At 35.7% G+C, this 22,902-nt stretch carries 23 protein-coding genes and 2 other annotated features; of the genes, 19 read left to right on the top strand and 4 right to left on the bottom strand.

Features of this window, described 5'->3' with window-relative positions; all coding sequences use genetic code 11:
• The first annotated feature begins 108 nt into the window (after positions 1 to 108).
• A complete protein-coding gene (locus KDN24_RS13820) occupies positions 109 to 1,098 on the top strand; it encodes a polysaccharide deacetylase family protein (protein WP_409973685.1) in 990 nt (329 codons plus the stop codon).
• A 67-nt stretch (positions 1,099 to 1,165) separates the two neighbouring features.
• Here the strand turns inward: KDN24_RS13820 and bcbE are convergent, their stop codons facing one another.
• A complete protein-coding gene (gene bcbE, locus KDN24_RS13815) occupies positions 1,166 to 2,434 on the bottom strand; it encodes a bacillibactin exporter BcbE (RefSeq protein WP_409973686.1) in 1,269 nt (422 codons plus the stop codon).
• A gap of 110 nt (positions 2,435 to 2,544) precedes the next feature.
• On the opposite strand from bcbE, the gene KDN24_RS13810 reads away from it, so the two are divergent.
• The 7 genes from KDN24_RS13810 to trpA all read left to right on the top strand — a co-directional run bounded on the left by KDN24_RS13810 (position 2,545) and on the right by trpA (position 9,707).
• Entirely contained in the window at positions 2,545 to 3,177 is a 633-nt protein-coding gene (locus KDN24_RS13810) for an MOSC domain-containing protein (protein WP_409973687.1), read from the top strand.
• Between the two features lie 50 nt (positions 3,178 to 3,227).
• Positions 3,228 to 3,479, top strand: a binding site (T-box leader).
• Between the two features lie 38 nt (positions 3,480 to 3,517).
• Positions 3,518 to 3,796: a binding site (T-box leader), on the top strand.
• Between the two features lie 67 nt (positions 3,797 to 3,863).
• A complete protein-coding gene (gene trpE, locus KDN24_RS13805) occupies positions 3,864 to 5,267 on the top strand; it encodes an anthranilate synthase component I (RefSeq protein WP_409973688.1) in 1,404 nt (467 codons plus the stop codon).
• An 18-nt stretch (positions 5,268 to 5,285) separates the two neighbouring features.
• Positions 5,286 to 6,311, top strand: a complete 1,026-nt coding sequence (gene trpD / locus KDN24_RS13800; RefSeq protein ID WP_409973689.1) for an anthranilate phosphoribosyltransferase — start codon at positions 5,286 to 5,288, stop codon at positions 6,309 to 6,311.
• The gene (gene trpC, locus KDN24_RS13795) at positions 6,312 to 7,103 is read left to right on the top strand and encodes an indole-3-glycerol phosphate synthase TrpC (protein ID WP_409973690.1); all 792 of its coding nucleotides are present in this window, start codon (positions 6,312 to 6,314) and stop codon (positions 7,101 to 7,103) included. It abuts the gene before it with no gap.
• Complete coding sequence (locus KDN24_RS13790) at positions 7,100 to 7,726, top strand: phosphoribosylanthranilate isomerase (protein WP_409973691.1); 627 nt, start codon at positions 7,100 to 7,102, stop codon at positions 7,724 to 7,726. The genes trpC and KDN24_RS13790 overlap by 4 nt, the downstream gene beginning before the upstream one ends.
• Positions 7,720 to 8,922: a tryptophan synthase subunit beta gene (trpB, locus tag KDN24_RS13785; protein ID WP_409973692.1), complete on the top strand. Its 1,203-nt coding sequence runs from the start codon at positions 7,720 to 7,722 to the stop codon at positions 8,920 to 8,922. The genes KDN24_RS13790 and trpB overlap by 7 nt, the downstream gene beginning before the upstream one ends.
• Entirely contained in the window at positions 8,919 to 9,707 is a 789-nt protein-coding gene (trpA, locus tag KDN24_RS13780) for a tryptophan synthase subunit alpha (RefSeq protein ID WP_409973693.1), read from the top strand. The genes trpB and trpA overlap by 4 nt, the downstream gene beginning before the upstream one ends.
• A 59-nt stretch (positions 9,708 to 9,766) precedes the next feature.
• On the opposite strand, the gene KDN24_RS13775 is transcribed toward trpA, so the two are convergent.
• The gene (locus KDN24_RS13775; RefSeq protein WP_409973694.1) at positions 9,767 to 9,943 is read right to left on the bottom strand and encodes a hypothetical protein; all 177 of its coding nucleotides are present in this window, start codon (positions 9,941 to 9,943) and stop codon (positions 9,767 to 9,769) included.
• A 437-nt stretch (positions 9,944 to 10,380) separates the two neighbouring features.
• Between KDN24_RS13775 and KDN24_RS13770 the strand changes: the two genes are divergently transcribed.
• From KDN24_RS13770 to KDN24_RS13755, 4 genes are all read left to right on the top strand, one after another.
• Positions 10,381 to 10,941 (top strand): hypothetical protein, encoded by a 561-nt coding sequence (locus KDN24_RS13770; RefSeq protein WP_409973695.1) that lies wholly within the window; start codon positions 10,381 to 10,383, stop codon positions 10,939 to 10,941.
• A 119-nt stretch (positions 10,942 to 11,060) separates the two neighbouring features.
• Complete coding sequence (locus KDN24_RS13765; protein WP_409973696.1) at positions 11,061 to 11,318, top strand: hypothetical protein; 258 nt, start codon at positions 11,061 to 11,063, stop codon at positions 11,316 to 11,318.
• Between the two features lie 318 nt (positions 11,319 to 11,636).
• Positions 11,637 to 12,392 (top strand): threonine/serine exporter family protein, encoded by a 756-nt coding sequence (locus tag KDN24_RS13760; RefSeq protein ID WP_409973697.1) that lies wholly within the window; start codon positions 11,637 to 11,639, stop codon positions 12,390 to 12,392.
• Positions 12,393 to 12,422: 30 nt separating this feature from the next.
• The gene (locus KDN24_RS13755; protein ID WP_409973698.1) at positions 12,423 to 12,851 is read left to right on the top strand and encodes a threonine/serine exporter family protein; all 429 of its coding nucleotides are present in this window, start codon (positions 12,423 to 12,425) and stop codon (positions 12,849 to 12,851) included.
• A 46-nt stretch (positions 12,852 to 12,897) separates the two neighbouring features.
• On the opposite strand, the gene KDN24_RS13750 is transcribed toward KDN24_RS13755, so the two are convergent.
• Positions 12,898 to 13,239, bottom strand: coding sequence for a cupin domain-containing protein (locus KDN24_RS13750; protein ID WP_409973699.1), 342 nt, complete (start codon positions 13,237 to 13,239; stop codon positions 12,898 to 12,900).
• Positions 13,240 to 13,446: 207 nt separating this feature from the next.
• Between KDN24_RS13750 and KDN24_RS13745 the strand changes: the two genes are divergently transcribed.
• The 3 genes from KDN24_RS13745 (at position 13,447) to KDN24_RS13735 (ending at position 14,855) form a co-directional block, all read left to right on the top strand.
• The gene (locus KDN24_RS13745; RefSeq protein ID WP_409973700.1) at positions 13,447 to 13,650 is read left to right on the top strand and encodes a DUF1657 domain-containing protein; all 204 of its coding nucleotides are present in this window, start codon (positions 13,447 to 13,449) and stop codon (positions 13,648 to 13,650) included.
• Between the two features lie 131 nt (positions 13,651 to 13,781).
• Positions 13,782 to 13,985: a DUF1657 domain-containing protein gene (locus KDN24_RS13740; protein WP_491348047.1), complete on the top strand. Its 204-nt coding sequence runs from the start codon at positions 13,782 to 13,784 to the stop codon at positions 13,983 to 13,985.
• A gap of 9 nt (positions 13,986 to 13,994) precedes the next feature.
• Positions 13,995 to 14,855 (top strand): DUF421 domain-containing protein, encoded by an 861-nt coding sequence (locus KDN24_RS13735; RefSeq protein WP_491348046.1) that lies wholly within the window; start codon positions 13,995 to 13,997, stop codon positions 14,853 to 14,855.
• A gap of 221 nt (positions 14,856 to 15,076) precedes the next feature.
• On the opposite strand, the gene KDN24_RS13730 is transcribed toward KDN24_RS13735, so the two are convergent.
• Positions 15,077 to 15,592, bottom strand: a complete 516-nt coding sequence (locus KDN24_RS13730) for a hypothetical protein (protein WP_409973702.1) — start codon at positions 15,590 to 15,592, stop codon at positions 15,077 to 15,079.
• A 357-nt stretch (positions 15,593 to 15,949) separates the two neighbouring features.
• On the opposite strand from KDN24_RS13730, the gene KDN24_RS13725 reads away from it, so the two are divergent.
• The 4 genes from KDN24_RS13725 (at position 15,950) to fdhF (ending at position 22,725) form a co-directional block, all read left to right on the top strand.
• Positions 15,950 to 17,224 carry a coiled-coil domain-containing protein gene (locus KDN24_RS13725; RefSeq protein ID WP_409973703.1) on the top strand — a complete coding sequence of 425 codons (1,275 nt, stop codon included), beginning with the start codon at positions 15,950 to 15,952 and terminating at the stop codon, positions 17,222 to 17,224.
• 205 nt (positions 17,225 to 17,429) lie between these two features.
• A complete protein-coding gene (locus KDN24_RS13720; protein WP_409973704.1) occupies positions 17,430 to 19,607 on the top strand; it encodes a malate synthase G in 2,178 nt (725 codons plus the stop codon).
• Between the two features lie 126 nt (positions 19,608 to 19,733).
• On the top strand, positions 19,734 to 20,510 hold the full coding sequence (locus KDN24_RS13715) for an IclR family transcriptional regulator (protein ID WP_409973705.1): 777 nt from the start codon (positions 19,734 to 19,736) through the stop codon (positions 20,508 to 20,510).
• 142 nt (positions 20,511 to 20,652) lie between these two features.
• Positions 20,653 to 22,725 (top strand): formate dehydrogenase subunit alpha, encoded by a 2,073-nt coding sequence (gene fdhF / locus KDN24_RS13710; RefSeq protein ID WP_409973706.1) that lies wholly within the window; start codon positions 20,653 to 20,655, stop codon positions 22,723 to 22,725.
• Positions 22,726 to 22,902: the final 177 nt, after the last annotated feature.

Raw genomic sequence — 22,902 nt, 5'->3', positions numbered from 1 at the left:
AAAAAGTAAAAACATGACAACTTTTTATCCTACTAAATCGTCTAATAAATGAGAACTAAAAGATTAATAAAACAACAAGAATGACAATGAATGGTTAGGTGAACCCGTGTGAGAAGAAGAAGATTAAAAAGAAAGGCATTTAGAAGGAACAACAAAGTTTTCATTGCTATTTCAGTATGTATGGTATTAATATTGATCAATTTTTATCCTGGACAGAAGTCTGAAGCATTATCGATCTTTTACAGAGATCAGCCGATTGAAATCATGTACTCACTCTTGATGATTCCACATGGTGAACAATTATTTATGAGGGATACTCCAATTAATCATTATCTTCATTCAATAATTGCTGAAAAGGTTGACGAAAAAAACGAAAAGAAAGTACCAGAGCGGGAAACACCGGAATCTCAAGTGTCGGATCAAGATAGTTCTTCTCAAAAAGATGATTCCGAGTCTGTGAAAGAAGGAACGATAGAGCAAGAGCCAGTCACTGAAACGGATAATATGAAAACAGTTTATTTAACATTTGATGATGGCCCCTCAGCTTTTACTTCAAACATATTAGATACGTTAAGATCCTATCAAATGAAAGCGACTTTTTTCATGCTTGAACCGAATATGAGAACATATCCCGATCAATTAAAGCAAATTATTGATCAAGGACATATACCAGCATTACATGGTGTTACTCATAATATTTCAAAAATTTATCGTTCCGAAAAAACAGTCGTGGATGAAATGTATACGGGTCAGCAAACACTGCTCAATCTTACCGGTACAATAACACATTTAATTAGAACTCCTTATGGCTCTGCCCCCTATATGAAGCCAGAGTATAAAGAGGCTGTAAAAGCTGCGGGATTTCAATTATGGGACTGGACAATCGATAGTCAGGACTGGAAATATCAAAATGCTGAATATGTAACTCATGTAATCAACCAGCTTGAGAATTACCGATATCCAGAAAGTCCAATTGTCATTTTGCTTCATGATCGAAAAACGACTGCTGAACATTTGCCTGCACTTCTAGACTATTTACAAACCAATGGGTATCATACAGAAATTCTTACTGAAAAATTAGCTGCTTATCATTTTTAGAGCTAAAGAAAAACTTGGCATTTTTTGTTGCAGAAATTGCATGCCAAGTTTTTCTTCTTACTATTTGTCATGTTGGTTTAGTTTTTGCTCCATCTGGTTTAATTGCCATAAATGTTGCGATTATCGCAATCACAGTGACTCCGCTTAAAACGTAAAATAATGATTTTTCGGCATGTTTCATTAGAATAGCCATAATGGGTGGACCTGCTGCAACACCAATAAATCTCATCGAGCTATAAATGGACGTAATCGTTCCTCTTTCTTCCTTTTCGATTCCAGAAGTAATTAATGCATCTAAACATGGCAACGCGACTCCAATCCCAATTCCGCCAAAAACAAATAATATAAGCATGAACCAAATGCCATCTGAAAAACTAAGAATGGCTACTGAAATGGTCGTTAATATTGTGCCTGAAAAAATAATCCATTTCATCAAAATTTTATTTTCTTTAATTATTTTTCCTGTAATAAATGAGGCGATACATAGGGCGCCAAGTGGAACAGCGAGCATAAAACCTTTTTTCACATTTTTAAATTCATACGTTTTTTCTAGCACGTCTGATAAATAAAAAAGGACTCCAAATAAAACAAACATCAAAATAACACCAATAATAAAAATGGCATATAACCATTTCCCATTATGAGCAAAGGTTTCTTTAATATTTTGTAAAAACTGTTTCATTGGAAGTGGTTTATCTCGTTCTTTTGGTACTTTTATGAAGAAAAAAACAAGAATGATCGAAACGATACAAAAAGCTGGGAAAGCAAAAAAGGGCAGAAACCAAAAAAAACCTGCCAGAAAGGCACCAAGTATAGGACTTAAAACTTTCCCGAATGTATTAGCTGTTTCAATCGTTCCGAGTGAGCTACTGACATCATCATCATTTTGGAACATATCGCCAATTAAAGGCATTACGATCGGGGAGGCTCCTGCAGCACCAACTCCTTGCAGCGCTCTACCACATAAGATAAGCCAATAGGCATCATCCATTTTCCATGCAGCCCAACCAGAAACGATCCCACCGATACCTGCAATAATAAGACTCGGAATGATCACTTTTTTGCGTCCGATATGATCTGATATAGCACCTGCTATTGGAATTAAGATAATCGCTACAACTGAATAGACAGTTAAAATCATACTCGTTTGAAATGAGGTAATGTTTAGTTTTTTTTCCATTGTAGGAAGGACAGGGATTAGCATTGAATTCCCAAGTGTCATGACCAACGGAATGGATGCTAACGAAAAAATTGCCCATGTTTGTTTTTTGTCTTTATCACCTGATCTCTGTATATCAGCTTTTCGACTTACCGGTAGCTTGTCAATATGTTCCATTTATTCTTACCTGCCTTATGTTTATTCAAACTACTATTAATATTCACCATTCACCCTAAATGTAGAAGGTGCTTTTTTTGGTAAAATAAATAAAAAGGGGTTGGACAAAGTTGGAAGGGAAAATGAGAAGCTTAATGATTGGCCGATCGAATTTATTTTTATGGAATGGGCTGACATACAATTCTGCTATTCAGAAGAAAAAAGTGACGGAGGCGATGTTAACAAAGGATGGTTTTCAAGGGGATAAGGTTGCTAATCGTGCTGTTCATGGCGGACCTGATCGAGCTGTTTGTTTATACCCATTAGAACATTATAAGCAATGGGAAAATGAATTTAATAAAGCTTTTCAAATACCTGCATTCGGGGAGAATATTTCAGTAGAACATATGCTTGAGCAAGATATTTATATTGGTGATATTTTCTCATTAGGAGATGCTATTATTCAAGTATCGCAAGGGAGAATCCCGTGTGCAACCATTTCAAATTTTAATCGTGAGGCGCGACTGCTTCATCGAGTAGTCGAAACTGGTTTCACAGGTTATTTGTTTAGGGTTCTCCAAGAGGGAATGGTTCCTGAAAATTCTAGCATTACCTTAGTCGAGAGGCGGCAAAATAAGTATTCGGTTTTAAAAGGAAATAAACTGTTGTTTCATGATCGTAAAAACAAACAAGAAATTGAGGAGTTTATACAAATTAAAGAACTTGCTGACGTATGGAAAATAAAATTGAATCAGCTCGTTTAAAAATTTTACTTGACTTTTCTTGGAATTCAGAATATCATGAAACACAATATACAATAGTGTTGACGAAGAGTAGTAACATATACAGAAACCTATAGAGAGCTGATGGTTGGTGAAAATCAGTGTTTTTGTATTTGTGAATGGACTTCCGAGCTTCCAAACCGAAATTTTTTCAGAAAGTAGGCTTTGGCGAATAGTCTCATCGTTACAAGAGACCGATATTAAAATGTAAACATTTCGATATCTGTTAAGTGAGCTAATTTATTAGCTAATGAAGGTGGCACCACGGGTTTCTCGTCCTTTTTATGACGGGGAGCCCTTTTTGTGTTTTAAAAATCTCATATAAAAATCATTGAGTAAGAAGAGTACATTGATTCGAATCGTTGCAGAGAGCCGGGGGGAGGTGAGAGCCGGTACGAAGAGAGCAATTGGAATGGACTTACGAGAGGCTTCTTGAATGAAATTAGTAGGGAAGCACGGGATTCCGCCGTTAAAAGGATAGAGTATCGATTTGTGGCAAAATCTCAATTCAAGAGATCTGTCTTCATTTCCGTACTTGAAAAAGGGAGCAAGCTTTGCTCTAAATCTGAGGTGGCACCACGTTCTGTTAATCGTCCTCTATACACACAATTATTGTGTGTATAGAGGATTTTTTTATTTTTTAAAGCAAAACAAAAGGAGGAAGTTTGATGAGTGATTTTGACGATTATTTAGTAAAGGAGCTCGAAGGAGATACATTAACACCCATTCTCATTTATCAACGAATAAGTGGAAAAAAGAAGTTTCTATTAGAAAGCTCATTAAAGCATGAAAAGTCTGGGCGATATTCATTTATTGGAGCAGACCCTGTGATGGAATTAATCGGAGAAGGAGATAAAAGTATTATTGTCATGCCTGAACGTAGAAGGCAAGTGAATGAAAAACCACTAGACGTTTTAAAAACAATACTTCCCAAAAAACGAATGCTGCAGCTCGAGCAATTTTCTTTTGTGGGTGGTGCGATTGGGTATATTGGCTATGATGCGATAAGACAGTATGAAGAGATTGGTCGAGACAAGCCAGATGAATTAAAGCTTCCAGACGTCCACTTACTTTTTTTCGAGGAGGTTATCATTTTTGATCATCTCGAACAAAAGGTTTATTTAATTGTTGTTCCTTTTTCAGAGAATTCGGATATGGAAATTTTAAAAGAACGAATGGAAAAAAGATATGTTGAAATTAAACAAAATTATGGAGATTCTGCAGCATCCGAAGCTCAATTAAAAACCTTTAAGACATCTCTCAAAAAAGAAGATTTTATAAAGAAGGTTGTGGCAGCGAAGGAATTTATTAATCAGAATGAAGCTTCGCAAGTTGTTCTCTCTCAACGACTTCAAGCAAGCTTTACTGGTGACCCATTTATCTTTTATCGAAAACTCAGAGTACAAAATCCTTCACCTTATATGTATTATATCGATTTTGCTGATTATCAAATTGTTGGTTCATCACCAGAAAGCTTAATCAAAGTAAATGGTGGAAAAGTGACGACAAACCCGATTGCTGGGACGAGACCGAGAGGGTTAACAGAAGAGGATGACAGACAGCTTGCTCAAGATTTGATAAATGATGAGAAGGAAATAAGTGAGCATGTGATGCTATTGAATTTAGGGAAAGAAGATTTAAATCGTATTTGTAAACAAGGAACGATCAAAATTGAAAAAGAAATGCAAATTGAAATATATAAATATGTGATTCATCTCGTTTCACAAGTGGGTGGAGAACTGAAAGACGATTTAACGGCAGTTGATGCCTTAATCTCTTGTTTACCAGCTGGTACTGTTTCAGGCGCACCTAAAGTTCGAGCAATGGAAATAATTAATGAGCTTGAGGAGATGAAAAGAGGGGTTTATGCAGGAGCCATTGGGTATTTTTCAATAAATGGAAATATGGATATTGCCATTGCTATTCGAACGATGCTCATTAAAGCGCATAAAGCATATATTCAAGCGGGTGCTGGAATTGTGAAAGCTTCAGTACCAGAAAAGGAATATGAGGAAACACTTCATAAATTAAGAGCTTTTCTAATTGCGCAGAAGGAAATGTCATTTTTATGATGAAGGGGAGGGGAAAAAATGAGAGAATTTCTTGAGCAAATTTGTGAAGGAAAATCTTTAACTAACTTAGAAATGAGTGCTGCAGCTGAGCGGTTGTTTATGGATCACATAACAGATAGTGAAATTGCGGCGTTTTTAATCGGGCTAAAAACAAAAGGTGAGACTGCTAGTGAGATTGCAAGTTTAGCTACGGCATTAAAGACTAAGTCTTTGTCATTTCGGCGTAGGTTTCCAAACGTAATTGATAATTGTGGCACAGGTGGTGATCGTTCAAAAAGTTTTAATATTAGTACGACTTCTGCGTTTGTGATTGCTGGAGCAAATATTCCCGTTGCGAAGCATGGAAATCGCAGTATTTCAAGTAAAACAGGCAGTGCTGACGTGTTAGAGCATTTAGGGATACATTTGCATCATTCGCCTGAAATGATTGAAGAAATGATTGAAAAGGTTGGAATTGCCTTTTTATTTGCTCCACATGTACATCCGCAAATGAAAAGAGTGATGAAAATACGTAATGAATTAAGAATCCCGACGATTTTCAATTTAATTGGACCATTAATCAACCCAATTGAACTTGAGAATCAAGTTTTGGGCATTTATCGACGTGACTTACTACCGCTTTTTGCTGAAGTCATGAAAGCATTAGGGAGAAAGCGGGCGATTGTACTTAACGGTGCTGGCTACATGGATGAAGCTTCGCTCGAAGGAGTGAACCACTTAATCCTCCTTGAAAATGGTGAATTAACGGAGCAAAAATTACATCCAACTGAAGTTGATTTGCCGATTTATCCGAATGAAACTATCTGTGGCGGTGATGCAAGAGAAAATGCGGCTATTTTGCTTGATGTATTAAGGGGCAAAAAAGGGGCATTCCGTGACATTGTCCTGTTAAATGCCGGTATTGGCATTTTTACAGCAGGTAAGGGAAATTCAATTCGAGAAGGAATTTCTTTTGCAAAAGAAAGTATTGATTCAGGTGCAGCCCTAAATAAATTAGAGACCTTAATTTCAGAAAGTAAAGCGCTCGGAAAGCTGGTGATTTAAATGACAATACTAGAAAAAATCATAGCGGAAAAGCGAAAAGAGGTTGCCATACTTAAAGCAGAAGAGAATTCGCAACGAATGGTGCAGAAAAGAAAAAAAAATTCTTTCCTTGAAAAACTTGAAAACAGTGAGCAGCTTGTCGTTATTGCTGAATTTAAAAGGGCCTCACCATCAAAGGGAGACATTAATATTGAATTAGACCCAAAGTCTCAAGGATTAAAATATCAGCAATTTGGGGCAGATGCCATATCTGTCTTAACAGATTCAACTTTTTTTAAAGGCAGTTATTCAGATCTGGAAACGATAAGTAATTGTGTTGAGGTTCCTGTCCTTTGCAAAGATTTTATAATTGATGAAAGACAAATTATAAGAGCAAAAATGGCAGGAGCTAATTTAATTTTATTAATTGCAGCTGCTTTGGAGGAAAAGAATCTGTTAGAGCTTTATACGAAAGCACGTCAAAACGATTTAGAAGTGTTAATTGAAGTTCACGATGAAGCCGAGATTCAAAAAGCATTAAAAACTGGAACAAAGCTAATTGGTGTTAATAATCGCGATTTAAAAACATTTCAAGTTGATCTTTCTATAACTGAAAAACTTGCACCCATAATCAAAAATGCAGGTGCCTTCCTTATAAGTGAAAGTGGAATAAAGACAGAGGCTGATGTTGAAAAAGTTAAAAATGTAGGTGCAAATGGTATTTTAGTCGGTGAGGCTTTTATGAAGGCAGATAATCTTCAACCATTCATACAAAAAATGAAATTGCCTTTAAAAGGAGAGTTATCAAGATGAAAGTAAAAGTTTGTGGGATGACCGACTTGCATACAGTTTTAACTGCCATCCAATATGGTGCTGATGCCATAGGTTTTGTTTTTGCGGAAAGTAAAAGAAGAATTACAGTAAAGAAGGCGAAAGAGATTATACAACAATTACCAGCAGGGATTTTAAAGGTTGGCGTGTTTGTTAATGAAGAGAAAGAACAAATCGAGAAAATAATAGAGCAGTCTGGAATTAATGTTGTTCAACTTCATGGTGACGAAACTCCACAATTTTGCAGCTATTTTACAGTTCCTGTCATTAAAGCAATCAGTATAGAAACGGAGAAGGATATTGCGGAAATAGAAGAGTACAAATGTGATTATATTCTCCTTGATAGTCCGAAAGGGAAATATCGCGGAGGGAATGGAATTGTTTTTAATTGGGATCTTCTTAAAAAGTGTCAGCTAAGAGGGAGAAACATTATTCTTGCAGGCGGGTTAACTTCAGAAAATGTCGTAAGCGGAATAAAATTGGTTAATCCTTACATGGTTGATGTTAGCAGCGGAGTTGAAACAGACGGAAAAAAAGATCCGGAGAAAATAAACAACTTTATAAAGGCTGTAAAGGAATACAAGAGGGAGGATATCAAATGCTGACTTATACATTACCAGATAAACGTGGACACTTTGGAGTTTATGGGGGGAGATATGTTCCCGAAACATTAATGCAGGCGGTTTTAGAGCTTGAAAAGGAATATGTAAAAGCCTCTTTAGATCCATCATTTCAAAATGAGTTTCAAACTTTATTAAAGGAATATGTCGGTCGAGAAACACCATTATACTTTGCAAAAAATTTAACAAAGTATTTGCAAGGGGCAAAGATATATTTAAAACGTGAAGACTTAAATCATACTGGTGCACATAAAATTAATAATTCATTGGGCCAAGCACTTCTCGCCAAAAGAATAGGGAAAAGAAAGATTGTCGCAGAGACGGGTGCTGGTCAGCATGGCGTTGCAACTGCAACAGCATGTGCTCTCTTAAACTTAGAATGTATGATCTTCATGGGTGCGGAAGATATTCGCCGTCAAGCGTTAAATGTGTTTCGGATGGAGCTATTAGGAGCAAAGGTAATAAGTGTTGAATCAGGAAGTAAAACATTAAAGGATGCCGTGAATGAAGCACTTCGCTATTGGGTTACAAATGTGGAGGATACTCATTATATTTTAGGATCTGTTATGGGACCACACCCTTTTCCAATGATGGTACGTGATTTCCAAAGTGTGATTGGAAAGGAGACGAAAGAGCAATATTTTGAAAAGCATGGAAAACTTCCTGATGCGATAGTCGCATGTGTTGGTGGGGGAAGTAATGCGATGGGAATGTTTTACCCATTTATTAAGGATGAGAAGGTTCATTTATATGGAGTAGAAGCTGCTGGTTTCGGCATTGAGAGTGGAAAGCATGCTGCTTCTATATCTGCAGGGAAAAGGGGAATTCTTCATGGCGCACTCATGTATTTGCTTCAGGATGAGGATGGTCAAGTACTGGAAGCACATTCCATTTCAGCTGGCCTTGATTATCCTGGAATAGGTCCTGAGCATAGCCATCTAAAGGATCTTGGGAGAGTGCAATACGAATCAATAACAGATGAAGAAGCACTTGAAGCCTTTCAGCTTCTTTGTCAGTTAGAGGGGATTATTCCAGCAATAGAAAGCGCACATGCCGTTGCATATGCCAAAAAGCTTGCTGTGACAATGGGAAGTAATATGGGACTTATCATTTGTTTATCTGGTAGAGGAGATAAAGATGTTGAAACAGTAAAAGCAAGGATTGGAGGTAAGGTATCATGAAGCGAATTGAGAGGACGATGGAGAGTCTCCAAGAGAGAGGAGAGAAAGCATTTATTCCATATATTATGGCAGGAGACGGTGGCTTAGAAGTTTTACCTGAACGGATCCTATTTTTAGAAAAGGCAGGAGCAACTGCGATAGAGATCGGAATTCCTTTTTCCGACCCAGTCGCTGATGGCCCTGTCATTCAGGAGGCAGGGAAAAGAGCGCTTGAAAAAAGAACTTCATTAAAAGCAATAATAAAAACAGTTGAGAAAATTAGACTAATCGTGAAAATTCCACTAATCTTGATGACTTATATGAATCCAATCATCTCTTATGGAATCCAAAAATTCATTGATGATTGCGTTCATGCTGGTATAGACGGAATAATAATCCCTGATTTGCCAATTGAAGAAGAAGAAATAATCGCACCACATGCTACTCAAAAGGGAATTGAAATAATTAGACTTGTCACGTTAACAAGCCCATTAAAACGTATTGAACAAATTGCTAAGAGAGGGAATGGCTTTCTTTATGCCGTAACAGTTACAGGTGTTACAGGTGTAAGAAATGAGTTTAACGAGAAGCTTGCTGATTATTTTAGTCTTATTAAAACTGTGAGTAAATTGCCTATAATGGCTGGTTTTGGGATATCGACTCCATCACAAGTACAGGAAATAACTAAGTATTGTGATGGAGTCATTGTAGGCAGTAAAATCATTGAGCTTTTTAATGATAAGAATTATGCTGCAATAGAAGAGCTAATCAATGCTTCGAAAAATGATGTAAGAATCATTAATTAATGAAAGAGCAAGAAAAAGCAATAAAGAACTGACTCCAATTAAGTGACTAGTCAGTTCTTTTATTTATTTTGGTTATTCGGTACACGTTTATGAAAGATATATTTAAGTCCATTTCTACATTTTTGTTCAAGCTTCGAACGACCGAAAATGCTTCGATTCACAAAGAAATAAATCATTTCTTCAAGAAAGGCTAAAACCATGATCGGGATGAGAATCAGTACTATCCAATACCACATATAAAGCCTCCTCTCACTCGTAGCTTTCTTTTCATTATATGTTTTGTTCGATAAAAAAATAATGTCATGCTCCTATTTGGACAAAGGTAAAAAGCAGGAGATAGACCATGTTTTCCTAGGCGAATCAATTATTTCCAAAATGAATGAGATTTTGTATAATGAATCATATGAATAAATTTGCTTGGCCATGTAGTCATTTCAGTTAATTGAATAAGCTTGTATGTCTGAAGTGATAACAGGATTCACATACGTATTCTGATCGAGTATTTATTTGGATGCTACTGATAAACACTTAAAGCAGTTAGCTACATCTCAAGTCTTAGAAAAAGATAATTCTCGAGAGCGTTATGATAAATATTAGATTTTGATTAAATGGATGTAGTGAGGCACTACTAGATTATTAATTTGAAACAGAAGTTTATTGCAGGAGGTGTTTTATGAGAAACAGAGAAGTTTATCTTCTGCTTACCGATACGGGCACATTATTTACGAGAATGATAAAATTATACACGAAAGAATGCCATAATCACGCATCTATTAGTTTTGACTGTCATTTAAACGAGGTTTATAGTTTCGGTAGAAAAAAGCCGAGAAATCCTTTTATCGGTGGGTTTGTAAAAGAAGATGTGCGATCAGAACTATTTAAAAATGCAAACTGTGCGGTTTATGTTTTTACTGTAACCGAAACACAATATAATAATATGCTGAAACTTATAAGAGAGATTGATGAAAATCAGAAAAAGTATCGTTATAATTTGTTAGGATTATTTGCTCTTGCCTTAAACAAACAAATTAATCGAAAACATGCATTTTTTTGTTCCCATTTTGTCGCGACCGTTTTGCAAGAGGGAAGGCTACTTGAAACAAATAAGCATCTTAGCATGATCACACCTCAAGATTTAAAGGAAGCCTCTTCTAATCGTTTAATTTACCAAGGAAGTTTGCAATCATATTTTTCATATCAAGAAACACTGTATTCTCAGATGACAGGTTCATAAAAAAACTAGAACCATCACTTCACTTATTCGAAGTATGGTTCTTTTATTTTTGCATTTTAACATGTTATACATACGAAAACGATAGGTCAAAGGCTATATTTTGTTAAATAGGAGGAATAATGCCTGTTAGTAATAAAATAAAAAGAAGAAGTCCAATAATGAGAAAAACGCTAGAGGCAAGCAAGATAGAATTTGGCCGAAAGGTAAACTGTTCTGGTTTCATTACAATACCTGTAATCCCACTTGTCTTTGCTTCATGGTATCTTGTCAAAGATCCTCCACTGCTTGAAAACCAAAAAGTGATAACGGAAAATGCTACACCTGCAAAAAACATTATTTCTATAAAGCGAATGTTTAAGAAAGAAGAGAGGAGATAAGTAAGTCCAGCTTCAACTATAATGGTAAGGGCAAAAACAATTATGTTTTTTTTCAGATTGAACACCGCCTTTGTCTTTTTTAAAAAGCATTTTATTGATAGTACGAATGGCAAAAGCAGAAGTTTCAAAAAAAGCATATTTTTAGAAATGGAACTATTATTTAACAAATAGCGCTTATTACAAATATTTTAACGAAATTTATCAAAATCATAAGGTTGTTCTTTAAAAAAGTGTGAATATCCTTTATTATGAAGAATGCATTAGAAGAAGATAGACGCACAAAACGTCTGCGCATTTCTCATTGCAGGAGGGGAAAGTGTGGAAAAGAAAAATCCTAAAAACTTTGAAGTAATTGAAATATGCTTGCTTGCAGGAAAAATTATGCTCCAATGTGGTGCAGAAACGTATCGTGTGGAAGATACGATGTCTAGAATTGCGGCATCATTTCATTATCCACAAACACATAGTTATGTTACACCAACGGGAATCTTTTTTTCAATTGATGGAACTGAGCCTTCAAAGTTCATCCGCATCGTCGATCGGACAACTGACTTATATAAAGTAACATTGGTGAATGGTGTATCTCGTAAGATTAGTGAAGGAGAATTAAATTTTGAATTGGCAATGACACAGTTATTAGAAATTGAGAAGGCAAATTATACTTTCCCAATTTATCAGCAAATTTTAGCTGCTTCTGTTGCGAGTGGATGTTTCTTACTTATGTTTCTCGGGCAAATGAAGGATTTTATTCCGGCATTAATTGCTGGTGGTCTAGGTTATACTTGTTTTATTTACATTCATCGATTAGTGAAAGTAAAGTTTTTCTCGGAATTTTTGGCTTCACTTGTAATCGGACTTATCGCTTTTTTATTTGTTTATACAGGGTTTGGCGTTCAGTTTAACAAGATTATAATCGGTTCGGTTATGCCACTTGTACCAGGGGTATTGATTACAAATGCAGTGCGCGATTTAATGGCGGGGCATTTAGTTTCTGGCTTATCTAAAGGGGCAGAAGCATTATTAACTGCTTCTGCTATAGGGGCAGGTATTGCTGTCGTTGTAGCATTTTTTTAAGGAAAAGGATCATCGGAGGTAAAGGGTACTATGTTCATTCATTTAATGACAAGTTTTGTCGCAACAGCATGTTTTGGGATATTATTTAATGCTCCCAAAAAATCGATTATCAAATGTGGATTTGTTGGTATGGCAGGTTGGTTCGTTTATATATCGTTTGTCAATCATCAATTTGATGCTGTTGTTGCTTCGCTCATTGCCTCATCTATAATCGCTGTTATTAGCTTGTTTTTTTCAAAAATTTATAAAACACCCGTTATTATTTTTAGTATTGCAGGCATCATACCTCTCGTTCCTGGAGGTCTTGCTTATGACGCGATGCGCCATTTCGTAGAAAATGATTATAATACTGCAATACAGCTTGCTGCAAAAGCCTTTATGATTTCAGGAGCGATTGCGGTGGGATTAGTTATCTCTGAAGTTTTTTATCAATTGATTGTAAAAGTGAAATTAAAATAAATCGCCAAAAAGAGAGGTTAATCAAGAATCCTCTCTTTTTTTGCGATTAAATATTCTGCACGTATCTTTCGTCTGGAATTTTATTTAACATGACATATAAACTAACAGGCTCAGAACCGCTATTTATGAAAGCAAATTCTTCATCTCCACCAGAATGAATGACATCTTTTTCATTTACTTCATATGCGCAGCCGTCAATCATTAATGTGCCATTACCTTGGATTACCATAAGATATACTTCTGAACCAGGGTGTTTATGAGCAGGAAGCTCCTGTCCAGGCATGAAATTCAATACGAAAACAGTACTTTTACCTTCGCGAAAAAGAATTCTTTTTGTAAATTGTTTTTCACTGAACTCTTGAGCTTCTATAAATGATTTTCTTAACATTTACATAAACCTCCATTTAAATAATTTTATTTGTATATTAATGATAATCAATATCAATTACAGATGAAGTGTTCTGAATCACGTTTATTAGAATTATTATCTGTTTTACGAGTTTCTGTTTCATTCGGATAATTTTTCACTCATAAAAGTTTTGAAAAGAGCAATAATATCACATGTAACACATTAAATAGGAAAGAAGGAATTGACATGACTGTAGGTTCAGATATTAAGCAAACATTAGCAGGTTTAAAAAGTGCACAGGCGAGCTTTGAAACATTTGCTTTAGCAACTGATAATAAACAAGCGAAGCAACTATATCAAAATGCTGCACAACAAACACAAATGATTATTGACACGGTTCAACCTCGCTTGGATCAAATTCAGCAAGAAGAGCCTCAATATAAGCAGTAAAAATTTATTGCAGATTACTTATTGAGTTTCACTTTATATGGTTGGCTTTAAGCCAACCTTTTCCATTATTTATAAAAATGTCTAAACACATAATTTAAAACTTAAATAAAAAAATGAAAGGTTTGGTTTATGTGACAGTCATTTCAAGTGTTAAACAATGTTTGTCTACGATTAAAGGCATTGAAGCTCAATTATCTACCTTAGCATTGAATTCAGAAGATCAAGGTGCACAACGAACCTTTCATGAAATGATGACTTTAATAAATGAAGTAAAAAAAGACCTACAGGTTCGTGTAAACGAAATGCTTCTGGAAGAGCCCCAATATAAGCCGTGAGGTGATAGCATGTCGGAATGGAGCCTTATCATTATTCGTTCATTAATATTTCTTCTCGTATTGTTTATTTTGACAAAGGTTTTAGGGAAAAAGCAAATTATGGAATTTACCTTTTTCGAATATGTATCGGGAATAACGATAGGAAGCATCGCTGGAGAAGTGATTATGGGCTTAGATAATAATATTGGTCATGGAATTCTTGCGATCCTTATATTTGGTTTGATTACATTTATCGTTGGTTATATCTCCTTGAAAAGCAATAGTTTTCGTGATTTTGTCGAAGGGAAAGCAACGATTTTTATTAAAGATGGAAAAATATTAGAGGATAATTTAAAAAAGGAAAAATATTCGACCGATGAACTTTGGAGTTTGCTTCGCAAAAAGGATGTATTTAGTATTGCAGATGTAGAATTTGCGGTTTTAGAACAAACGGGTGATTTAAGTGTTTTATTGAAAAAAGAGCTTCGGCCTCTTACACCGAAAGACATTAATATTAAAGTTGGCAAAGATACTGTTCCGCAAACAATCATACGTGACGGTCAAATTGTCTATGATGGTCTAACTGCAACTGGCAAAACACGGAAATGGCTTGATATTGAATTGGATAAGTTAAATGTAACGCTGGATAATGTTTTTTATGCTCAAGTTGATTCATATGGAGAGATAGTTGTTGACTTGTATGATGACCAAATTAATGTTCCGACCCCACAAACAAGACCGTTATTAATGAGCATGCTAAAAAAATGTCAGGCAGATTTGGAGATGTTTGAACTGCAAACAGAATGTGAGGAAGCAAAGAAAATGTATCGGAAAAATGCTAATAAACTTACTGAGGCAATAAATAAGCTTAGTCCTTATTTAAATCATTGAAAAACCCCCACCAAAAATGGTAGGGGTTCATAGAAGGAGAAAATTCGGAATTACTAAGTTTGGTCTTCAACCATCCATTGCCAAAGTAAGTCATTAGTTAATTGTAACAGTGTCATTAGTTATTGATAATTAGTTTGCCAATAGCCATGATAACAGTACTAACAGGTACTTTTGGTGTTCTCCTTCTACGCCTTGAAGCGGACTCTCACCACTCCAAGGGATTAGAAATATTTCTCGCTGTCGAAGTCTAATTCGACGGCATAATTTTTTGCATTGATTAAATTAGATAATCGATTTGCTTGGCGCTCGATTTCTAGTGCTTGAAGGCGATAATGCTCAGGTTCGAACAGTGCTATTCTAATCATGGAGCCTGCATCTCCGAGAGAATAAAGAAAATCTTCTTTAGAAGAAGAGCCGAATTCTTTATATTTTCTTGCCTTTGCACGCAGCTGTGTCGCAAGCTCGATAGCTTCTACAATAGTTAACTCTTCATTATGAAACGTAATTTCATTTTCAATATTCGCTTTATACATTAATCGATCAAGTAGTCGAAAGTCTTTTCGGATTTCATCGATTTCTTGTTCAACCGTTTCTAAGGTTCTCGTTTGGATTGGAAGCTGACTACCTTTTTCAATATCGATATAAGCAACTCTATCCATTTCGTTTTCTAATTCAAAAATTCTTTTCGACAATACACTTTTTAATTTGACTGCATCAGCAAGTGAAATTTTCGTCATCTAAAAACTCCTTTTCGAATAGTTGAAGCAATAATAATTAGAATTTGTATCCAATATTTTACTATAAAAATTTGAAACTTACAATCTAGGCTACATATAATAACCTATTTATTTTCTAATCATTTTTAATTATGGGATCAGATGGAAGCGATTGAAATCTTTTTGTAATATAACTAACATCAACCTGTTAAAATGTGATGCTATAATCCAGAATATAAGTGAAAGATAGAATGAATTTTGTCGAATATACAATGAAAAACTCAAAATTTTAAATGAATGTCATGAAAGGTCTTCATGTTCTTTTGTTTTTGATGATGACAGCTAGAGTTTAAACGGATTGGAAGGCAGGTAAATTGAATGAAGAAAAAGTTAGTTATTTTTAATACGACACTCATGCTTGGACTAGGGAGTGCATTCGCAATCCCATCAGTAGATGCAAAATCCTTACATAATCAGAAAATAGATATTCAAAATCAACGGTCAGCGTTACAATCAAATATCTCAAAAGCAGAACAACAGTTAAATTCAGTATTAGAAGAGCTTGCTAAACTGAATGCACAAATTAAAAAAGTCGATCAAGCAATGATTGATAATAATAATCAAATTATTAAAACCGAAGCAGACATTAAAATTGTAAATACTGAGATTACGCAATTAAAAGAAGAAATTGTTGTCATTCAAGACAGAATTGAAAAACGAAATGATATTTTAAAACAACGTGCCTTAGCATATCAAGAGAATGGCAGTAGCACGATTGGATACATAGAAGTTTTACTTGGTGCAACGAGCTTCAGTGATTTTATTGAAAGAGTGGGTGCAGTTTCAACTATTGTAAATGCGGATAGTGAAATTCTTAAGCAACATGATGCAGATAAAAAAGAGTTGGAAGAGAAGAAAGCATCTGTTGAAAAGAAACTGGCGGATTTACAAGAAATGCAACAAGAGCTTGAAGGAATACGGGCTACGATGGAAGATCAAAAGCAGCATAATGATGAATTGAAGAAGCAACTTCAATTGAAGCAACAAGAAACATCATCTTTAAAAGAAGAGCTTCAAATGAAGGATAGTACGCTTGCTGCAAAAGAAAGAGAAATTCAAAGTAAAATTGAAATAAGTTTAAGGGCACCAGAAGTACATGCTTCTGTACCTGTATCTAGTACAACAAATGACTCTAAACCATCAAACACATCAAATAATGTAAGTAGCGAAAAAGCTCCGACTCATAATAATCATGTTTCTACTCCAAGTGGAAATATGAATACGATTATTTCTGCAGGCTATAAATACTTTGGTAATTCTGTTTATGTTTTCGGTGCTGGTAGAACACAATCTGATATTGCTAATGGTAGATTCGATTGTTCAGGTTTCGTTTCTTGGGCATTCTCTCAAGGAGGAATGCATATTCCAACGAGTACTTCAGGATTAAGAACGACAGGAAGTAAAGTTTCATATAGTGAAGCTAGACCTGGAGATTTAGTATTCTTTGATACATATAAGAAAGATGGCCATGTTGGAATTTATCTCGGTGGAGGCAAGTTCATTGGCTCTCAAAGTTCAACTGGAGTAGCAATTGCTGATATGAGCGGCGGTTATTGGAAAAGCCATTTTAAAGGACATGTTCGTCGTATGTAATCATATAGTTTAGAAAGCAAAAAAACTAACCTCAACTTTAACGAAAGAGGTTAGTTTTTTTTGTCGAAGGAAATAGTTTGAATATTATTGAAATAATGTAAGTTAAGTGCTATTCTTTTTTTATCGATAGAATGGAACGGTGTTTCGTCATAACAAACAGATAATGAAACACAATTATTTTTGTGAAAAAGAAGGAGGTTAAGAAATGACCAATTATATGAATGTTGGAAGACTGCAAGTCGCGAAGGAATTGTTTGAGTTCATTAATTATGAAGTGTTACCTGAAAGCGGAGTTCAGCAAGAATCGTTTTGGAATGAGTTTGAAAAACTCATTTATGACTTAACTCCAAGAAATAAACAGTTACTGCTCGAAAGAAATGAAATCCAAAACAAAATTCATTCATGGCACCGGAACAATGAACAATTCGAGTTTAAAGCATATAGAGCATTTTTAGAAGAGATCGGTTATCTTGAAGATGAAGGGGAAGATTTTAAGATTACAACAGCAAATGTGGATGAAGAAATAGCAAATCAAGCAGGTCCACAGCTTGTTGTTCCAGTAAATAATGGCCGTTATGCTCTAAATGCAGCAAATGCACGCTGGGGAAGTCTTTATGATGCACTTTATGGAACTGATGTAATAAGTGAGGAAAATGATGCACATCGTAATCGAGAGTATAATCCGATTCGTGGTGAAAATGTCATATCATTTGCAAAGGAATTTCTTGATAAGATTGTTCCTTTAAAGTCTGGATCTCATAAGGATGTCGTTCAATATCGTATTCGTGATCATAAATTAATCGTAGAACTTATAAATGGTGAAGAAAGTACTTTAGCAGAGGAAGAGAAGTTTGCAGGTTATCAGGGAGAACCTACTAGTCTGAACACAGTATTGCTAAAAAATAATGCGATTCATTTCGAAATCCAAATCGACCGAAATCATCCAATTGGGAAAAGAGATGCAGCCGGAGTGAAAGATATTCTTCTTGAAGCGGCTTTGTCAACGATTATGGATTGTGAGGATTCGGTAGCAGCTGTTGATGCAGAAGATAAAGTGCTAGTATATCGCAATTGGCTAGGCTTAATGAAAGGAAATTTATCTGCTTCGTTTTTAAAAGAAGGAAAAGAACATATTCGAACGTTAAGTTCTGATCGTACTTATACTGCGCCTAATGGAAAGTCACTTTCTCTTTCAGGTCGATCATTAATGCTCGTTCGAAATGTTGGTCATTTAATGAAGATTAATGCGATTCTGACTGAAGATGGTGAGGAAGTATTCGAAGGCATAATCGATGCTGTTGTCACTAGTTTAATTGCTAAACATTCATTAATAGGTAACTGCTTACATCAAAATTCTGCTAAAGGTTCGGCTTATATTGTTAAGCCAAAAATGCATGGTTCTAAAGAAGTTGCCTTCGCAAATGAATTATTTAATCGTGTAGAAGACATGTTAGGCTTGAATCGAAATACGTTAAAAATCGGTGTGATGGACGAAGAGCGAAGGACTTCATTAAATTTAAAGGCTTGTATTCGCGAGGTTAAGGAGAGGGTTGCATTTATCAATACTGGATTTCTTGATCGAACAGGTGATGAAATTCATACATCTATGGAAGCTGGCCCCATGATACGCAAAAATGAAATGAAGGCTGCATGTTGGCTTCATGCCTATGAGAAGTCAAATGTGAATAATGGCTTATCGGCTGGATTTCAAGGTAAAGCACAAATTGGGAAAGGAATGTGGGCAATGCCAGATATGATGGCCGATATGATGAAGAACAAAATAGGTCATCTAAAAGCCGGGGCAAACACTGCATGGGTTCCTTCTCCGACAGCAGCAACATTGCATGCTCTTCATTATCATGAAGTAAATGTTAAAGATGTCCAAACGAGGTTATTAAATGAATATCAAGATCTTCGAAATGACATATTACAAGTACCATTGGCAAAAAATAGAGCATGGACGAAAGAAGAAATTCAGCAGGAGCTTGATAATAATGCACAAGGAATTCTAGGCTATGTCGTTCGTTGGGTTGAGCAAGGAATTGGCTGTTCAAAAGTTCCTGACATTCATCATGTCGGTTTGATGGAAGATCGCGCAACATTACGGATATCAAGTCAGCATGTTGCCAACTGGATCCATCATGGTATTTGCAAAAAAGAGCAGGTAGAAGAAACATTAAAGCGGATGGCGATAATCGTGGATCAACAAAATGTAGATGATCCTAAATATCGACCGATGGCGCCTAACTTTGAACACTCGGTTGCTTTTCAAGCTGCATGTGATCTTATTTTTAAAGGGTTTGACCAGCCTAACGGTTATACAGAACCGATTCTTCATAAGCGCCGTTTAGAAGCAAAAGAAAAATTTGCTATCAATCAATAATATTTTTTGTGGGGCTGTTTTTTAGAAGTTTGACTCACATTAGTTGAGATCAGACCGTTTTTCTATAAAACAGCCCTATTTCATTTTCTTATTTAAAAGAAAGCTTGAGTTTGAGGTGAAGTTAAAATGTTAAGAGAGAATATGGTGAAATCAGTAAGTAGGGCATTAGATATTATTATGTTGATAAGCTTAAAAAAAGGGGGGCTTGGTGTTACTGAAATTGCAAATCAGATGGATATAAATAAGAGCTCCGTTTTTCGAATTTTGTCTACCTTAGTTCAATACGGTTATGTTGAGCAAGATAAGCTTTCAGGAAAATATAAGTTAGGCTACACATTTTTAGAGATTAGCTCAAGACTATTAGAGTCTATTGACTTAAGAGAAGAGGCAAGGCCATTTTTAAAGGAATTAGAAAATGAAACGAATGAGGTTATTCATCTTGTTGTATATGATGAGGGCGAAGTTGTTTATATTGAAAAATTAGAAGGAAACGAAATTCTTAGAATGCATTCAAAAGTAGGGAAGAGGGCACCGATGCACTGCACTTCAGTTGGCAAGGCCATTTTAGCTCATCTTCAAACATCTACAGTACTCGAGATTCTAGAACGAAAAGGGATGCAGGTCCATACATCAAATACAATTACAGATAAAAATGTGATTTTGCAAGAACTTGTTGAGATAAGAAAAAAAGGCTTCGCATTAGATTTAGAAGAAAATGAATATGGCATTACTTGTATAGCTGCACCTATTTTTGATCATGTTGGCAAGGTCATTGCCGCTGTTAGCGTATCAGGACCGTCCATTCGTATGAATAATGAGCGATTAATAAAACTACAACCAAGTATAATCAAAATCGGCAAAGGTTTATCAGCGAGATTAGGCTATGCACATAAAAAAGATTAAAAGTAGTGAACATAAAAACGATAATAATAGTTAATATTAGATTTTTCGGACAATAACTATTATCTCACTCATCATAATGTTGTATAATAATAAATAGTAAGATTACAATAATATTGGTAACAGCATAATAGGAGGTTGTGGTATGAGTGAGGCTGCAAAGGTTAAAACCGTTTGTGGTTATTGTGGAACAGGGTGTGGACTCGTACTTGAGGTAGAGGATAATAAGATTGTCAAAATTCGCGGAGATAAAGATGCGCCTGTTAATAAAGGGCAAACCTGTGTAAAAGGATCATTTGCATATGAATATGTTCATGCAACTAGTCGCTTAACATCCCCATTAATTCGCAAAGCAGGGGAACTTGTTGAAACTACTTGGGATGAAGCATATAAATTTATTGCTGAAAAGCTTAAAGGGGTAAAAGAGCAATTTGGCCCTGAAGCGATCACGATGTTCGCAACAGCAAGAAGTACGAATGAAGTAAACTATGTAACGCAAAAATTCATGCGGACAGTAATTGGTAGTAATAATATTGACGGATGTAACCGAACTTGACACGCACCTAGTGTTGCCGGTCTGGCAACTGTATTTGGAAGTGGATTTCCAACAAATCGATTAGAAGATTTTGATGAGGCTGAAGTGTTGTTACTAATGGGGTCCAATACGACAGAAGCACATCCCATTATTGCGAATCGAATGAAAAAAGCTGTAAAGTCAGGGTTGAAAATTATTGTTGTCGATCCAAGAAAGATTGACATGGTTAAATTCTCCCATCGCCATTTACAAATTAATGTTGGTTCAGATATTGCGCTTATGAATGCAATGATTCATGTCATTATTAAAGAAGAGTTATACGATCCTAACTTTATTCAGACATTCACCGTTGATTTTGACACATTAAAAGAACAAGTAGAAATGTACACACCAGAATACGCTGCTAAGATTACAGGATTAGCGCCTGAAGACATTATTGCTACGGCAAGAGAATATGCGCAAGCAGACAAAGCAATGATTGCTTATACACTAGGGATTACTGAGCATCATTGTGGAGTGAACAATGTATTTGATGTTGCGAATCTTGCTCTGCTGACAGGGCAAATTGGAAAAGCTGGCAGTGGCATTATGCCATTAAGAGGACAAAATAATGTTCAGGGAGCAGGAGATATGGGCTGCCTTCCAAATATGATGCCTGGTGCGGTTAGCATCACAAATGATGATTACCGTGCTCGCTTCGAAAAAGCATGGGAGTGTAAAATCAATCCAGTTGCTGGAGATACGCAGACGAGAGCATTTGAGAAAATGGAAGTTGGTGCTGTGAAAGCGCTTTATTGTATAGGCGAAAATCCTCTTGTGGCAGATGTTCACATGAATCATACAAGGGAGCTCCTAAAAAATCTCGACTTATTAATCGTACAAGATATTTTCCTAACGGAAACAGCGAAACTAGCAGATGTTGTCCTACCTGCACGGTCATGGGGAGAAGTAGAAGGGACATATACGAATACGGATAGAAGAATTCAGCGTGTTCGTAAAGCGGTTGAACCACATCCAAATACGAAAGAGGATTGGCAAATTCTTTGTGATTTATCTATAATGCTTGGCTATGAGATGAACTATCATAATAGTGAAGAAATATGGGAAGAAGTAAGAGAGCTTGCTTGGGAAATGTATGGTGGCATGCCATATTCAAGACTTGAGAAAGAATATAGTCTTCATTATCCATGTCCTGATGAATCACACCCAGGAACCTTTGTTCTTCACGAACGCTATCATGCTGAAAGTGAATTAACTGGTAAAAAATCATCATTTGTCCCAGTCACCTATACTGAGCCTGTTGAGATGCCTGATAAGGAATACCCATTTACATTAACGACTGGAAGACGATACGAATCTTATAATACACATACTCAAACAAAATATTATGCTGACGGTGTAAAAATAAAACAAACGGAAGAAACGGCTGATATCCATCCAGTAGACGCTGAGCAGTTAGGCATTGAGTCAGGCGATTTGGTTGAAGTAAGTTCTAGGCGTGGGAGTGTAACTGTAAAGGCCAAGGTAACAGAGCAAGTTGCCCCAGGGCTTGTCTTTATGAGCTTCCATTTTAGTGATGTCCCTACAAATGTGTTAACAATAAATGAATTTGATCCGATTTCAGGGACTGCAGAATTTAAAGCATGTGCGGTCAACATTAAAGCATTGCACTCAGCTAGCTAGTCTAGTGGGTATTATCAACTAATATGCAAACATAAAAAAGGAAATTGCGAAGGCATTTTCCTTTTTTTATGTTTATATGGGCTTATTACAAAAAAAAATAATAAATTTCTCGAATTGCTATTCTCTATTTGAAATAATTGTATTATAATCAAACTGTATTAACTGTATTACGTATCA

Source organism: Cytobacillus sp. Bva_UNVM-123 (assembly GCF_046351715.2).
In the GTDB taxonomy this organism is placed as follows: Bacteria; Bacillota; Bacilli; order Bacillales; family Cytobacillaceae; genus Cytobacillus.
The sequence above is the reverse complement of the archived record's forward strand: the minus strand, read 5'-3'. Positions and strand labels throughout refer to the sequence as shown.